Source organism: Aquibium sp. A9E412 (assembly GCF_030398335.1).
In the GTDB taxonomy this organism is placed as follows: domain Bacteria; phylum Pseudomonadota; class Alphaproteobacteria; order Rhizobiales; family Rhizobiaceae; genus A9E412.
The window spans coordinates 1-14300 of record NZ_JAOAOP010000012.1 but is presented as its reverse complement, the minus strand read 5'-3'; the positions used below and the strand labels follow the sequence as shown (position 1 = coordinate 14300).

The window sequence follows — 14300 nt, the reverse complement described above, 5'->3', positions numbered from 1 at the left end:
TGCGAGAGACGAAAGACACGCTGCCGCCGACAGACCGTTCACCGCCGGCGCGCCATTGCCGGCGCGGCGGGCGCGGTCTATTGCACGAGCGATGCTTCCCTTCCGCTCCGGAGCGCGCGCATGAGCCAGACGGTGACCGCAGCCATGATCGTCATCGGCGACGAGATCCTCTCGGGGCGCACCAAGGACCGCAATGTCGGCCATCTGGCGGAAATCCTCACGGCCGTCGGCATCGACCTGACGGAGGTGCGCATCGTCGCCGACGACGCCGCGGCGATCGGCGAGGCGGTCAACGCGCTGCGCGCGCGCAACACCTACGTGTTCACCTCCGGCGGCATCGGCCCGACGCATGACGACATCACCGCCGAGGCGGTGGCCGCCGCGCTCGGCCTGCCCTGCGCGGTCGACGCGGCGGCCGACGCGCTGCTTGCCGAGCACTACGCCCGGCGCGGCATCGACTACACCGAGGCGCGCCGGCGCATGGCGCGCATGCCGCGCGGCGCCACGCACATCGCCAATCCGGTGTCGGCGGCGCCGGGCTTCCGCATCGCCAACGTGCACGTGATGGCCGGGGTGCCGGCGATCTTCCAGGCGATGCTCGACGCGGTGCTGCCGACGCTGCGCACCGGCGCGCGGCTCCTGTCGGAGACGGTGCCCTGCCCGTTCCCCGAAGGCACGATCGGCGCACCGCTCGCCGCCATCCAGACGGCGCATCCCGACACGATCATCGGCTCCTATCCGAAGTACGACGACGGCCGGTTCTGGACCGAGATCGTCGTGCGCTCGCGCGACGGCGCGGCGCTGGCGACCGCGCGCGCGGCGGTCGAGGCGATGGTCGCCGGGCTGAGCCAGACCGATTGACCAGGATCAAGGCCGCGCGCCGGCCGGCCGTCTAGACCGTGTCGCAGCCGGGCGGAATCGCTTGGCGTCGCGGCCGTGCCTGCGGCAAGATCGGTTGAAGAGACCACGCCACCGGCTTCAAGCCGGTGCGCGTGTCGGCAACCCGGTCCGACGCTGCGGCTGCTGCATTCGGGCGAGGAAACGGAGACGATCCATGGGCTACAAGACGCTGCTTGCCATCCTGCAGGGCGAGGACGACGCCAAACGCGTGCTCGGGCTCGCCGTGCCGCTCGCCGCGCACGGCCGGAGCCATCTGATCGGCCTGCACGCCACGGCCCTGCCGATGGTCTATGCCGCGCCGATGGGGGCGCCGATGGCCGGCCTCAACGAGGCGAGCCGCGCCTTCAGCGAGGAGCGGGTGGCGGCGCTGCGCAAGCTGTTCGACGAGCGCACGCGCGCCGAGGGCGTGTCGGCTGAGTGGCGCGGCATGGAGAACGTGTCGGGCGACGCCGCGCTGTCGGGCCTGGAGAGCGCCCACTGCGCCGATCTGGTGATCGTGCAGCAGATCGACCCGGACGCCTCCTCCGACCAGATCGCCAATGTCGAGGCGCTGATCTTCGAGACCGGCCGGCCGGTGCTGTTCGTGCCCTATGCCGGGCGGACCAACGGCCCCGTCTTCAAGCGCATCCTGGTGGCCTGGAACGGCACGCGCGAATCGGCGCGCGCCACCTTCGACGCGCTGCCCTTCCTCAAGCAGGCCGAGGCGGTCGAGGTGCTGACCGTCGACGCCGCCGACAGCTACAAGCAGGACGCCCCGGTGGCCGGCGCGGAGATCTGCGCGGCGCTGGCGCGGCACGACGTGCAGGTGACGCTCAAGTCGGAGACTTCGGGCGAGCTGCCGGCCGGCGAGGTGATCGAGAACCGGGTGTCGGACTTCGGCGCCGAGCTTCTGGTGATGGGCGCCTACGGACATTCGCGGCTGCGCCAGTTCGTCTTCGGCGGCGTGACGCGCACCGTCCTGGGCTCGATGCCGGTGCCGACGCTGATGGCGCGCTGAGGGGGATGCGGCGCGCCGCTCTTGCGTTGCCGCCCGCTTTCGGCTAATCGGCGCGCCTTTCCGGCCCGCGCGCACGGGCCTGCGCGGAGGGAGCGCCGAGCGCGATGCAGCATCCCGACAAGACGTTTCCGGTCTCCTGGGACCAGTTCCACCGCGACGCGCGCGCGCTCGCCTGGCGGCTGGCCGGCATCAACGGCCAGTGGAAGGCGATCGTGTGCATCACGCGCGGCGGGCTGGTGCCGGCGGCGATCATCGCGCGCGAGCTCGGCGTGCGGCTCATCGAGACGGTGTGCGTGGCCTCCTATCACGACTACACCGAGCAGGGCGAGCTGAAGATCCTCAAGGAGGTGGCGCCGAGCCTGCTCGAGGACGAGGGCGAAGGCGTGCTGATCGTCGACGACCTGACCGACACCGGCAAGACCGCGGCGATCGTGCGGGCGATGGTGCCCAAGGCGCATTTCGCCACCGTCTACGCCAAGCCGAAGGGCCGGCCGCTGGTCGACACCTTCATCACCGAGGTCTCGCAGGACACCTGGATCTACTTCCCCTGGGACCTCGGCTTTTCCTACCAGCAGCCGATCGCCGAGGGCCATCGCGGCTGACGGCCGCATCGGGCCGCGCCGTCGCACGGCCGTCACGAAGCCGCTCCAGGCTGCGCCGCGGCGTGGCCGGCCGGCGCCCGATTTGCTTTCGGACCCGCGCGGACCTATCTCGAAAGGTGAGCCGGCGAAGCGATTCGCCCCCGTTGCGGAGGGTCTCGACGATGCTCATCAGCCACGGCATGCGCAAGCAGCTCGCCGAAAGGGTGCGCCGCCTGTTCGGCGCGAACCCGGCGCGCATCCAGGTGGCCGCCCTGCCCTGGCGGCCGGCCGGCGGCGGCGTCGAGGTTCTCCTGGTGACCAGCCGCGGCACCGGGCGCTGGGTGCTGCCCAAAGGCTGGCCGGAAGGCGACGAGGCGCTGCATGCCGCCGCGCTGCGCGAGGCGGCCGAGGAGGCCGGCGTCGACGGCCGCATCAGCCGCGACCCCTGCGGCAGCTACTTCTACGGCAAGACCGCGGCGTCGGGCCTGACGCGGCGCTGCGAGGTCGCGGTGTTTCCGCTGGCCGTCGCGCACGAGGCCGACAGCTGGCCGGAAAAGGCGGTGCGCGAGCGCGTCTGGCTCGCACCGGCGGAGGCCGCGCGCCGCGTCGCCGAGCCGGATCTCGGCGAGCTGATCGCCGGCTTCTCGCCCGAGCCGCACCGCTCGGCCGCGTGAGCGCCGGCCGACAGGCGGCGGCCGCGCGCAAGCCGGTGCGCCAGCCGGCAAAGGTCGTGGAAAAATTCCCTTCGACGGTCGCCTCGCGGCGCGTATGACCTATTGTGCCCGCCAGGAGCGCGCCGCCGGGATGTCCGGCCGGCGCGGCAGCAGCGCCGTCCCGCGGGTTTCGCCGCGGCGGTCGGCCACAGACAGAATCGAAGAGCATGGCTGACAGCGAGCTGCGGGCGCGCAAGGAAACGCTCGACAAGGATCTCGACAAGCTGGTCTCCGTCGAGGAGGCGACCAGCACGCTGTCGCGCACGCTGGTGGCGCCCGGCCTGGGGCTGCTGTTCCTGGCGCTCGCCGCCGTGCTCGCCTCGCTGGTCGTCGTCGGCGAGCCGGGCGCGCTGCTGATCGTCGCGGCGGCCGCGATCGGCGCCTACATGGCCCTCAACATCGGCGCCAACGACGTCGCCAACAATGTCGGCCCGGCCGTCGGCGCGCGGGCGCTGTCGCTCGGCGGCGCGCTGGTCATCGCCGCCGTCTTCGAAAGCGCCGGCGCGCTGCTGGCCGGCGGCGAGGTGGTCAACACGATCGCCAAGGGCATCATCGCGCCCGAGGCGGTGGGCGAGGTGTCGGTCTTCGTGCGCGCCATGATGGCGGCGCTGATCTCGGCGGCGCTGTGGATCAACCTGGCGACCTGGATCGGCGCGCCGGTCTCGACCACGCACGCCATCGTCGGCGGCGTGATGGGCGCGGGCATCGCAGCGGCGGGCTTCGGCGCCGTCACCTGGCCGACGATGGCGGCGATCGCGGCGAGCTGGGTGATCTCGCCGGTGCTCGGCGGCGTGGTGGCGGCCGGCTTCCTGGCCTTCGTCAAGACGACGATGATCTACCAGGACGACAAGATCGCCGCCGCACGGCGCTGGATTCCGCTGCTGATCGCCATCATGGCCGGCGCCTTCGCCGGCTATCTCGCCATCAAGGGGCTCGGCAAGGTGACCGACCTGGGGCCCGGCAGCGTGCTGGGCATCGCGGTGGCCGCCTTCGTGCTCGCCTGGCTGATCTCGAGCCCGGCGATCCGCCACCAGTCGGAGGGGATGGAGAACCGCAACCAGTCGCTCAGGCGGCTGTTCCACCTGCCGCTCGCCTTCTCGGCCGCGCTCCTGTCCTTCGCGCACGGCGCCAACGACGTGGCCAACGCCATCGGCCCGCTGGCGGCGATCGTCTTCGCGGCACAGACCAACGTGGTGGGCAGCGAGGTGACGATCCCGCTCTGGGTGATGCTGATCGGCGCCTTCGGCATCTCGCTCGGGCTGATGCTGTTCGGCCCGCGGCTGATCCGCATGGTCGGCAGCCAGATCACCCGGCTCAATCCGATGCGCGCCTTCTGCGTGGCGCTGTCGGCGGCGATCACCGTGATCATCGCCTCCGCGCTCGGCCTGCCGGTGTCCTCCACCCACATCACGGTCGGCGCGGTGTTCGGCGTCGGCTTCTTCCGCGAGTGGTACACGGCGCGCTCGCAGCGCCGGCGCGACTATCTCGCCCGGCGCGGCGCGCTCAACATCAATAACAACAACAACGGCAGCGCCGCCGACGACGAGGAGGACGACGAGGCCGCCGGCGCGCCGGCTCGCGCGCGCGCCAGCCCCAGCCAGGAGGCGGCACGGCGCAAGCTGGTGCGACGCGCCCACGTGACGACGATCGTCGCGGCCTGGGTGATCACCGTGCCGGCGGCCGCCATCATCGCCGCCCTCGCCTTCGCCGTCTTCGGCCTGGTCGGCTGACCGCCGGCGGCACCCGCCGCCGCATCCCCCGCAAGGCTCGCTCCGCCCGAACCCGCCGCGCACCGGCCGGTGCCGTTCGGCACCGCCTGCGCATTCCGGGCGGCGTCGCCCGGCCGCCACACCGCCGGGCGGGCGTTGCGTCCCCGCCCGCACCGCGGCTGCGACCGGCTGCGCCGGCACTTGCATAGCGTGCTATGCAATGTTATATAGCAAGCTATCTTAATCGGCGAAACCGGCCCGGACGATCCCGGCCGGCGCCGCCCCACCGATGGAGGCTTTCATGACCCTGCGCTCGTCTCCCACCGCCTACGGCCGCGTCGCGGTCGCGCTGCACTGGTCGACCGCGCTGCTCGTGCTGGTGGCGCTCGGCTCCGGTTTCGCCGCCGACAGCCTGGCGGCCGACGCCGCGCCGGCCCTGCGCGCCCATGTCGCTGCCGGCGGCATGGCCGGGCTGCTCACCCTGCTGCGCGTCGTGTGGTGGTGGGCGGCCGACACCCGGCCCGCCGCGGCCGGCACCGGCTCGACCGCGCGCATGGCGCGCGTCGCGCACGCGCTGCTGATCGTGGTGCCGCTCGGCATGGCGGCGAGCGGCGTCGGCCTGATGCTCCTGTCGGGCGCGGGCGCGCAGCTCTTCCTCGGCGCGGCGGGGCCCCTGCCCGACTTCGACGCGCTGCAGCCGCGCGCCGCGCACGGCCTCGGCGCGATCGTGCTGCTCGGCCTGCTGGCGCTGCACGTGGCGGCGGCCCTCTACCACCAGCTCGTGCTGCGCGACCGGCTGCTCGCCCGCATGGGCTTCGGCCGCCGCGCCTGAGCCACGGCCGGCGTGGCCGCCTCAGGCGGCGGCGCCGGCCAGCCGCTCGCGCCGCGCCTGCACGATGATCTGGAAGGCCGACGACAGGAACAGCGAGGCCATGATGCCGGCGACGACGAGATCGGGCCAGCCGCTCGCCGTGCCCCACACGCCGAGCGCGGCCGCCATCACCGCCACGTTGCCGATCGCGTCGTTGCGCGAGCACAGCCAGACCGAGCGCACATTGGCGTCGCCGTCCTTGTAGCGCACCAGAAGCAGCACGCTCGCAAGATTGGCCGCCAGCGCCAGGACGCCGACCGCCCCCATGATCTCGGCCTGCGGCACGCCGACGACGAAGACGTGGTAGACGGTCGAGCCGAGCACCCACAGGCCCATGGCAAGCAGGCTCAGCCCCTTGGCCAGCGCCGCGGCGCTGCGCACGCCGAGCGAGGCGCCGATCACCGCCAGCGACAGGCCGTAGGTCACCGCGTCGCCGAAGAAGTCGAGCGCGTCGGCCTTGAGCGCCTGCGAGCCGGCCATGTGGCCGGCCGCCATCTCGACGCCGAACATGCCGGCATTGATGGCGATCACCGCCCACAGCCGCCGCTTGTAGTCGGCCGAAAGGCCCTCGAACCGCACATTGCCGCCGCAGCACGACGCACTCATCGCATCCTCCGGATCGCGTCTTGAAACCGTCCGGACCCGACATAATGTCTCTAGCGGCTAGAGCTTCAAGAGGGATTCGCGATGTACTCGATCGGCACGCTGGCGCGACGCACGGGCGTCAAGGTCCCGACCATCCGCTATTACGAGCAGTGCGGGCTGATGGAAGCGGCCGAACGCACCGCCGGCAACCAGCGCCGCTACGACGCGGCGGCGCTGGAGCGCCTCGTCTTCATCCGCCACGCCCGCGAGCTCGGCTTCCCGCTCGAGGCGATTCGCGACCTGATCGCGCTCGCCGGCCACCCGGCGCGGCCGTGCGCGGCGGCCGACCGAATCGCCGCCGACCATCTGCGCGCCGTGCGCGCGCGCATCGCCCGGCTGGAGCGGCTCGAGCGCGAGCTCGCCCGCATCGCCGCGGCCTGCAGCGCCGGCAGCGTCGCGGAATGCCGGGTCCTGGAGGCGCTCGCCGACCACTCCCACTGCACCGGCGCGCACTGAAAGGCCGCGCACGGCACGCCGCGCGCGGGCGCGGCGGTCCCCGCTATCCACATTCGTGACACACAAGATATTGGGGTCACAAAACTTCCAACAAACGAGTCCTTGACGCCCCCCGGCGAGTCGCTTTGTATGGGCCATGCGCTTCGGGTTGAGGCGCGGCCGGAAAGTTTCGAGGCCGGTCTTTTTTCCATTTTATGCGTACCTGAAAGGGGCTTCCGCCCGCGCTTTCGCGCGGGTGGCCGGAGGCGGTTTCGCCGTCGACGGAGGGGTTTGGCGCGTGGCGCGGGGACTGGCGTAAATCACCTGTTAATACTATATTTAGGTGTTTACGGGCAGCCTCGGCACTAGATACTGTGAGCCCTTCTCAGAGGGGCTTGCCAATCAGGCGTCAGACGAGACCCGCCGGGGCTCGCGCAGCGTCGACGGTGCCGCCACACGGGCGGGACGCGTCGCGCATGCCGGGCCGCGGCGCCAGGAGAGCCGTCCGCAGGGCTGCGGACGCAACAGCGGCGGACCAGCGCCGCCGGCCGCGGGACGGATGGGGAAATCCGCTCGGCCGGGCGCTACATATAGGACTGAAGAGGGACGACGATGCGGATCGAACGCCGGTTCACCAAGGAAGGGCAATCGCCCTATGCCGAGATCGCCTTCCGCAAGGCGACGAGCGAAATCAGGAATCCGGACGGCTCGGTCGTCTTCCGGCTGGCCGACATCGACGTGCCGGCGCAGTTCAGCCAGGTCGCCGCCGACATCCTGGCGCAGAAGTATTTCCGCAAGGCCGGCGTGCCGGCGCGCCTGAAGCGCGTCGAGGAGAACGACGTGCCCTCCTTCCTGTGGCGCTCGGTGGCCGACGAGGCGGCGCTCGCCGCGCTGCCGGAGGAGGCGCGCAGCGGCTCGGAGAGCGACGCGCGCCAGGTCTTCGACCGGCTCGCCGGCACCTGGACCTACTGGGGCTGGAAGGGCGGCTACTTCGATTCGGAGGGCGACGCGCGCGCCTTCATGGACGAGCTGTGCTACATGCTCGCCACCCAGCGCGTGGCGCCGAACAGCCCGCAATGGTTCAACACCGGCCTTTACTGGGCCTACGGCATCGACGGCCCCGGCCAGGGCCATTTCTACGTCGACCCCTTCACCGGCAAGCTGACCCGCTCCAAGTCGGCCTACGAGCACCCGCAGCCGCACGCCTGCTTCATCCAATCGGTCGAGGACGACCTGGTGAACGAGAGCGGCATCATGGACCTGTGGGTGCGCGAGGCGCGGCTGTTCAAGTACGGCTCGGGCACCGGCTCCAACTTCTCGCGCCTGCGCGGCGAGGGCGAGCGGCTGTCGGGCGGCGGCAAGTCGTCCGGCCTGATGTCGTTCCTCAAGATCGGCGACCGCGCCGCCGGCGCCATCAAGTCGGGCGGCACGACGCGGCGCGCGGCCAAGATGGTGGTGGTCGACGCCGACCATCCCGACATCGAGGCCTATATCGACTGGAAGGTGACCGAGGAGCAGAAGGTCGCCGCGCTGGTCACCGGCTCGAAGATCGTGCGCAAGCACCTCGAGGCGATCATGCGCGCCTGCGTCAACTGCGAGGCGGGCTCGGAGGAGACGCGCGACGACTGCTTCGACCCGGCCAAGAACCCGGCGCTCAAGCGCGAGGTGCGCGCGGCCAAGAAGAACGCCGTGCCGGAGAACTACATCAAGCGCGTCATCCAGTTCGCGCGCCAGGGCTACACCGCGATCAGCTTCCCGACCTACGACACCGACTGGGATTCGGAAGCCTATCTGACGGTCTCCGGCCAGAACTCGAACAACTCGGTGTCGCTGACCGACGACTTCCTGCGCGCCGTCGAGGCCGACGGCGACTGGAACCTGATGCGGCGCACCGACGGCAAGCTGGCGCGCACCGTCAAGGCGCGCGACCTGTGGGAGAAGATCGGCCACGCCGCCTGGGCCTCGGCCGACCCGGGCCTGCACTTCAACACGACGATGAACGACTGGCACACCTCGCCGGCCGGCGGGCGCATCCGCGCCTCCAATCCGTGCTCGGAGTACATGTTCCTCGACGACACCGCCTGCAACCTGGCCTCGATCAACCTGCTGACCTATCGCGGCAAGGACGGGCGGATCGACGTCGCCGCCTACGAGCACACGGTGCGGCTGTGGACCATGGTGCTCGAGATCTCGGTGATGATGGCGCAGTTCCCGTCGCGGGAGATCGCCCGGCTGTCCTACGCCTACCGCACGCTCGGCCTCGGCTACGCCAACATCGGCGGGCTGCTGATGACCAGCGGCATCCCCTACGATTCGGCGGAGGGGCGCGCCATCTGCGGCACGCTGACGGCGATCATGACCGGCGTCGCCTACGCCACCTCGGCGGAGATGGCCGGCGAGCTCGGCCCCTTCCCCGAATACGAGCGCAACGCCGACAGCATGCTGCGGGTGATCCGCAACCACCGGCGCGCCGCGCATGGCGAGGCGGGCGGCTATGAGGCGCTGTCGGTCAACCCGGTGCCGCTCCGGGCCGAGGACTGCCCCGACCCGGCGCTGGTCGAGCACGCCCGCAGCGCCTGGGACCGGGCGCTGGCGCTCGGCGAGAAGCACGGCTACCGCAACGCCCAGGCGACGGTGATCGCGCCGACCGGCACGATCGGCCTGGTGATGGACTGCGACACCACCGGCATCGAGCCCGACTTCGCGCTGGTCAAGTTCAAGAAGCTGGCCGGCGGCGGCTACTTCAAGATCATCAACCGGGCGGTGCCGGAGGCGCTGCGCACGCTCGGCTACTCGGAAGCCGAGATCGCCGAGATCGAGGCCTATGCCGTCGGCCACGGCAATCTCGACCAGGCGCCGGGCATCAACCCGACGACGCTGTGCGCCAAGGGCTTCAAGGACGAGACGATCGCGGCGATCAACGCGGCGCTGAAGTCGGCCTTCGACATCAAGTTCGTCTTCAACCGCTGGACGATCGGCGACGAGCAGATGTCGGCGCTGATGGTGCCGGAGGAGAAGCTGTCCGACCCGGCCTTCGACCTGCTGCTGCATCTCGGCTTCACCCGCAAGGAGATCGAGGCGGCCAACATCCACATCTGCGGCGCCATGACGCTGGAGGGCGCGCCGCACCTGAAGGACGAGCACCTGCCGGTGTTCGACTGCGCCAACCCGTGCGGCAAGGTCGGCAGGCGCTACCTGTCGGTCGACAGCCACATCCGCATGATGGCCGCCGCGCAGCCCTTCATCTCGGGCGCCATCTCCAAGACCATCAACATGCCCAACGAGGCGACGGTCGAGGACTGCAAGTCGGCCTACATGCTGTCGTGGAAGCTCGGGCTGAAGGCCAACGCGCTCTACCGCGACGGCTCCAAGCTGTCGCAGCCGCTCAACGCCTCGCTGCTGTCGGACGACGACGAGGAGACCGACGACCTGGTCGAGGAGCTGGTCGCCGCGCCGACGGCGGCGCGCGCCGCGCAGGTGACGGAGAAGATCGTCGAGCGCATCGTCGAGAAGGTGGTGCGCGAGCGCGAGAAGCTGCCCAACCGGCGCAAGGGCTACACCCAGAAGGCGGTGATCGGCGGCCACAAGGTCTATCTGCGCACCGGCGAGTTCGACGACGGCCGGCTCGGCGAGATCTTCATCGACATGCACAAGGAGGGCGCGGCCTTCCGGGCGATGATGAACAACTTCGCCATCGCCATCTCGCTCGGCCTGCAGTACGGCGTGCCGCTCGAGGAGTATGTCGAGGCCTTCACCTTCACCAAGTTCGAGCCGGCCGGCATGGTCGTCGGCAACGACGCCATCAAGAACGCCACGTCGATCCTCGACTACGTGTTCCGCGAGCTGGCGGTCTCCTATCTCGGCCGCCACGACCTCGCCCATGTCGACACCTCGGACTTCACCAACACCGCGCTCGGCAAGGGCATCTCGGAAGGCAAGTCGCTGCCCTTCTCCAAGGGGCTGACGCGCGGTGCGCCGCTCAAGGTGGTGAGCGGCCAGGCGGGCGACCCGAAGGGCCAGGCCGGCGACGGCGCGGCCGGCAGGCCGGCGCCCGCCGGCGGCGGCCGCTCCGGGGCGGTGCGCGCGGTCGCCGCGGGCGCCAGCGTGACGGCGCTCAAGCCGGCCGTCGCCGAGCGCGAGGAGACGGCGACCGCCTTCAAGCGCGACTACGAGGAGCGCGCCCGAGAGCTTGCCGAGGAGGTGGCGCAGGAGGCGCCCGAGGCCGGGCCGTTCACCGACGAGGCGGCGCGCGAGGCGGCCGAGGCCAAGGCGGTCGCGGCCGAGCGGCGCCAGAAGGCGATCATGCAGGGCTACACCGGCAACATGTGCTCGGAGTGCCAGAACTTCACCATGGTGCGCAACGGCACCTGCGAGAAGTGCGACACCTGCGGCTCGACCAGCGGCTGCAGCTAGCCGGGCACAGGGTGCGAGGCGGCCATTCGCGCCGCCTTCGGCCTGCCGAAGCCGGCGGCGCGATGCGAACCGGGCCGGCCGCGGCCGGCACCGGAAACGACGAAAAAGCCGGCCGCGCGACCGTGGTCGGCTTTTTCGTGCGGCCTCCGCCCTCGCGCGCCCGGCCTCGCCCTCGTTTTGTCGCATGAAAGCGGATGTGCCCCTTGACCTTTCCGTCGCGGGAACCCTTAGCTTGCGACAAACTGGGCCGAGCGGTGCAGGCCGCCCGGCCCTCCCGCTTGCTCCGGAGATGCCGATGCGCCTGAAATCCGCCCTCGCCGCCGCCGCCTTCGCCGCGGCCGGCCTCGCCCCCGCCGCGCTGGCGGCCGCCGAGACCGAAACCCTCACCGTCTTCAAGACGCCCTGGTGCGGCTGCTGCCACGCCTGGGCCGAGGCGATGGAGAAGGCCGGCTTCACCGTGGTCTCGCGCGATCTGGAGGATCTCGCGCCGGTCAAGGCGCAGGCCGGCGTGCCCGACGACATGGCCGCCTGCCACACCGCCGGCATCGGCGGCTATTTCGTCGAGGGGCACGTGCCGCTCGAGGCGGTCGAGACGCTGCTCGAGAAGCGGCCGGAGATCGCCGGCATCGCCGTGCCGGGCATGCCGCAGGGCTCGCTCGGCATGGGCTACGACCCGGCCGCGCGCTACGACGTCTACGCCGTGTCGCGCACGGCCGGCGAGGCGCCGAGCGTCTTCTATCGCGCGGGGGCGAACTAGCGCGTTGCCGGGCGACGTGGAAACCGGCTCGCCGTCCGGAGACGCGTCGCGACAACAGGCTGGAGCCGACCTGCGATTCCCTGACAGGCAGAACGGCTCCGGGAGCACGACACCTGCTTGACGGCGCGAGTCAGCACGCGCCGTCAGACCGCTGATCCTTCAGCGGTTTCCGCGCCGGACGACTTGGCGCGGCGGGGCCGGAACCTTTGCCCCAACGACCGGCCCCAGCGCTTGCCGCGCTGCCCCCGGCGCGGCAAGCGCAACGTCGCCGTCCGCTCCCTCCGTCATCGCCGACAAACGCCTCGCAAAAGCCGCCGACCCGCGCGACATGGCCCCGCCGGCTTGCCGGGCGCGCCGTCTGCCGGAGGCGGGAGCCCGACGCGTGCCGGGCCCGCCGGCCCGTCAGCCGCGCCGCCGCGGCCGGCCGCGGCGAGCCTCGTCGATCAGCATGTTGGCGATCTGCATGCGGATCATGGCGCGCGCGCGCAGCGCCTCGGGCACGCGGTCGGGATGGTTGGCGAAGGCGAAGTCGCGGCGCAGCCGGTCGAGATCGGCCGGAACCTTGCGGCCGGAAAGCCCGAGCTCGGCGGCGACCGCCTCCGGCTCGATCGGCGGCAGCGGCGGCGGCGGCGAAGCATCCGCGCCGGCCGGCTCTGTCGCGCGCGGCGCCTCGCCGGCGCCGGCCTCGGCATAGGCCGCGGCCTCGTCGCCGATGCTGATGCGGCCCGAATGCAGCTCCTCCACGACGGCGAGATAGTCGAGCGAGACGGTGAGCCGGGCGCCGTCCTCCGGCACCTCGGCATCCTCCAGAAGATCGTCGAGCATCGCCGCGAAGTCGCGGCCGGCGGCGCCCGCCATCATCGTCTCCCTCGGCTCATCGTCCGGCCTCTCCGTCGACGGAGGCTAGAGCGCCGGCGTTAAGAAAGGTCTGATCCGGCCCATGGCAATTTAGCGATCGGCGTGCCGCGCGGCCAGCCGCCGCGCCACCGCGGCCTCCTTCGCCCGGCCTTTCGGTGCTATCATCGCCGCCTCGCAAGCCTGGAGGCCCGACATGCGACGACTGCTCAGCGCGATCGCCGGTGCGATGCTGATCGCCGGCGCGGCACCCGCGGCGGCGGCCGAGCCCTATCTCGACGACCGCTCGAGCGCCGAGAGCCTGGTGCGCTCGCTCTACAACGCCATCAACCGCAAGGAATACGCCCGCGCCTACGGCTATTTCGACACCCCGCCGGCCGACAGCCTGGAGGCCTATGCGCAGGGCTACGCCGACACCGAGCGTGTGGCGCTGCGCGTCGGCCCGGCGCTCGAGGAGGGAGCGGCCGGCAGCGTCGTCTACCAGGTGCCCGTGGCGCTCGCCGCGACGGCGGCGGACGGCTCGGAGCGCCGCTTCGCCGGCTGCTACACGCTGCGGCTCGCCAACCCGCAGATCCAGGGCACGCCGTTCAGGCCGCTGCACATCACCGGCGCGCGTCTGGCGATCGCCACCGAGCCGCTCGACGCGGCGCTGCCGACGCGCTGCGGCGACCGCGCGGTGCCGGCCGGCGACGCGCTTCTGCAGCGCGCGCGGGCGGCGTTCGCGGCACACTATGACGGCATCTGCCAGTCGCTGGCACCCGACGCCGCGCCCGACGCGGCCGAACCGGAAGCGCACACCATCCGCTTCAACTACGCCTATGACGATCCCGACCAGCCGCAGCGCGAGGCGCGGCTGTTCCGCTTCTGGTGCTTCAACGGCGCCTACAACGAGATCCATGTCTACGTGCTGGCCAACGACGCCGGCGAGGTGCTGCCGCTGTCCTTCGCCACGCCGGAGCTCGACATCCGCTACCGCGACGACGCCAGCGAGACGGTCGAGGATCTGCGCATCATCGGCTACACCGCGCAGGACCGGCTGGTGAACTCCGGCTACGACCCGCAGACGCTGTCGATCTCGGCCCACGCCAAATGGCGCGGGCTCGGCGACGCCGCCTCCGACGGGCTGTGGATCTTCCGCGACGGCCGCTTCACGCTGGTGCGCTACGACGTCGATGCGAGCTATGACGGCGAGATCAACCCGGTCACCGTGCTCGACCACCACACCGGCCCGTGACCGGCCCCCGCGGCGCCGCCCCTCACCCTGCCCTCTCCCCGCAAGCGGGGAGAGGGTGAGGTGGCGCGCGTCTTCGCCGACGCGCCGTTGCCGGCCGGCATGAAGGCGACACGCCAGCCGCCCCTTCTCCCCGCCTGCGGGGAGAAGGGGCCCCGAAGGGGCGGATGAGGGGCGGCGCGGGGTTGGCCGC

General features: G+C 71.6%; 12 protein-coding genes. 10 read left to right on the top strand and 2 right to left on the bottom strand.

Annotated features, from left to right (window positions below; genetic code table 11):
* The first annotated feature begins 120 nt into the window (after nt 1-120).
* From N1F89_RS07060 to N1F89_RS07035, 6 genes are all read left to right on the top strand, one after another.
* The gene (locus N1F89_RS07060) at nt 121-861 is read left to right on the top strand and encodes a molybdopterin-binding protein (protein ID WP_290082854.1); all 741 of its coding nucleotides are present in this window, start codon (nt 121-123) and stop codon (nt 859-861) included.
* A 193-nt stretch (nt 862-1054) separates the two neighbouring features.
* On the top strand, nt 1055-1897 hold the full coding sequence (locus tag N1F89_RS07055; RefSeq protein ID WP_290082852.1) for a universal stress protein: 843 nt from the start codon (nt 1055-1057) through the stop codon (nt 1895-1897).
* A 104-nt stretch (nt 1898-2001) separates the two neighbouring features.
* A complete protein-coding gene (gene gpt / locus N1F89_RS07050) occupies nt 2002-2499 on the top strand; it encodes a xanthine phosphoribosyltransferase (RefSeq protein WP_290082851.1) in 498 nt (165 codons plus the stop codon).
* Nucleotides 2500-2660: 161 nt separating this feature from the next.
* Nucleotides 2661-3152 carry an NUDIX hydrolase gene (locus N1F89_RS07045; RefSeq protein WP_290082849.1) on the top strand — a complete coding sequence of 164 codons (492 nt, stop codon included), beginning with the start codon at nt 2661-2663 and terminating at the stop codon, nt 3150-3152.
* Nucleotides 3153-3358: 206 nt separating this feature from the next.
* On the top strand, nt 3359-4921 hold the full coding sequence (locus tag N1F89_RS07040) for an inorganic phosphate transporter (protein WP_290082847.1): 1563 nt from the start codon (nt 3359-3361) through the stop codon (nt 4919-4921).
* 280 nt (nt 4922-5201) lie between these two features.
* Nucleotides 5202-5732: a cytochrome b/b6 domain-containing protein gene (locus N1F89_RS07035; RefSeq protein ID WP_290082846.1), complete on the top strand. Its 531-nt coding sequence runs from the start codon at nt 5202-5204 to the stop codon at nt 5730-5732.
* Nucleotides 5733-5753: 21 nt separating this feature from the next.
* On the opposite strand, the gene N1F89_RS07030 is transcribed toward N1F89_RS07035, so the two are convergent.
* A complete protein-coding gene (locus tag N1F89_RS07030) occupies nt 5754-6377 on the bottom strand; it encodes a cation transporter (RefSeq protein ID WP_290082844.1) in 624 nt (207 codons plus the stop codon).
* A gap of 81 nt (nt 6378-6458) precedes the next feature.
* Here N1F89_RS07030 and N1F89_RS07025 point away from each other — a divergent pair, with 81 nt between their 5' ends.
* From N1F89_RS07025 to N1F89_RS07015, 3 genes are all read left to right on the top strand, one after another.
* Nucleotides 6459-6872 carry a helix-turn-helix domain-containing protein gene (locus tag N1F89_RS07025; RefSeq protein ID WP_290082843.1) on the top strand — a complete coding sequence of 138 codons (414 nt, stop codon included), beginning with the start codon at nt 6459-6461 and terminating at the stop codon, nt 6870-6872.
* A 591-nt stretch (nt 6873-7463) separates the two neighbouring features.
* Nucleotides 7464-11264 carry a vitamin B12-dependent ribonucleotide reductase gene (locus N1F89_RS07020; protein ID WP_290082841.1) on the top strand — a complete coding sequence of 1267 codons (3801 nt, stop codon included), beginning with the start codon at nt 7464-7466 and terminating at the stop codon, nt 11262-11264.
* A gap of 295 nt (nt 11265-11559) precedes the next feature.
* A complete protein-coding gene (locus tag N1F89_RS07015; RefSeq protein WP_290082839.1) occupies nt 11560-12021 on the top strand; it encodes a DUF411 domain-containing protein in 462 nt (153 codons plus the stop codon).
* 402 nt (nt 12022-12423) lie between these two features.
* On the opposite strand, the gene N1F89_RS07010 is transcribed toward N1F89_RS07015, so the two are convergent.
* The gene (locus N1F89_RS07010) at nt 12424-12879 is read right to left on the bottom strand and encodes a hypothetical protein (protein ID WP_290082838.1); all 456 of its coding nucleotides are present in this window, start codon (nt 12877-12879) and stop codon (nt 12424-12426) included.
* A gap of 193 nt (nt 12880-13072) precedes the next feature.
* Between N1F89_RS07010 and N1F89_RS07005 the strand changes: the two genes are divergently transcribed.
* Nucleotides 13073-14110 (top strand): DUF1176 domain-containing protein, encoded by a 1038-nt coding sequence (locus N1F89_RS07005; RefSeq protein ID WP_290082836.1) that lies wholly within the window; start codon nt 13073-13075, stop codon nt 14108-14110.
* The last annotated feature ends 190 nt before the right edge of the window (nt 14111-14300 follow it).

Bases quoted from the DNA above. Each gene is read 5' to 3' on its own strand.
- N1F89_RS07035 (WP_290082846.1), top strand. From the start codon at position 5,202: ATGACCCTGCGCTCGTCTCCCACCGCCTACGGCCGCGTCGCGGTCGCG.
- N1F89_RS07040 (WP_290082847.1), top strand. From the start codon at position 3,359: ATGGCTGACAGCGAGCTGCGGGCGCGCAAGGAAACGCTCGACAAGGAT.
- N1F89_RS07015 (WP_290082839.1), top strand. From the start codon at position 11,560: ATGCGCCTGAAATCCGCCCTCGCCGCCGCCGCCTTCGCCGCGGCCGGC.
- N1F89_RS07060 (WP_290082854.1), top strand. From the start codon at position 121: ATGAGCCAGACGGTGACCGCAGCCATGATCGTCATCGGCGACGAGATC.
- N1F89_RS07010 (WP_290082838.1), bottom strand. From the start codon at position 12,879: ATGGCGGGCGCCGCCGGCCGCGACTTCGCGGCGATGCTCGACGATCTT.
- N1F89_RS07045 (WP_290082849.1), top strand. From the start codon at position 2,661: ATGCTCATCAGCCACGGCATGCGCAAGCAGCTCGCCGAAAGGGTGCGC.
- N1F89_RS07025 (WP_290082843.1), top strand. From the start codon at position 6,459: ATGTACTCGATCGGCACGCTGGCGCGACGCACGGGCGTCAAGGTCCCG.
- N1F89_RS07055 (WP_290082852.1), top strand. From the start codon at position 1,055: ATGGGCTACAAGACGCTGCTTGCCATCCTGCAGGGCGAGGACGACGCC.
- N1F89_RS07020 (WP_290082841.1), top strand. From the start codon at position 7,464: ATGCGGATCGAACGCCGGTTCACCAAGGAAGGGCAATCGCCCTATGCC.
- gpt (WP_290082851.1), top strand. From the start codon at position 2,002: ATGCAGCATCCCGACAAGACGTTTCCGGTCTCCTGGGACCAGTTCCAC.
- N1F89_RS07005 (WP_290082836.1), top strand. From the start codon at position 13,073: ATGCGACGACTGCTCAGCGCGATCGCCGGTGCGATGCTGATCGCCGGC.
- N1F89_RS07030 (WP_290082844.1), bottom strand. From the start codon at position 6,377: ATGAGTGCGTCGTGCTGCGGCGGCAATGTGCGGTTCGAGGGCCTTTCG.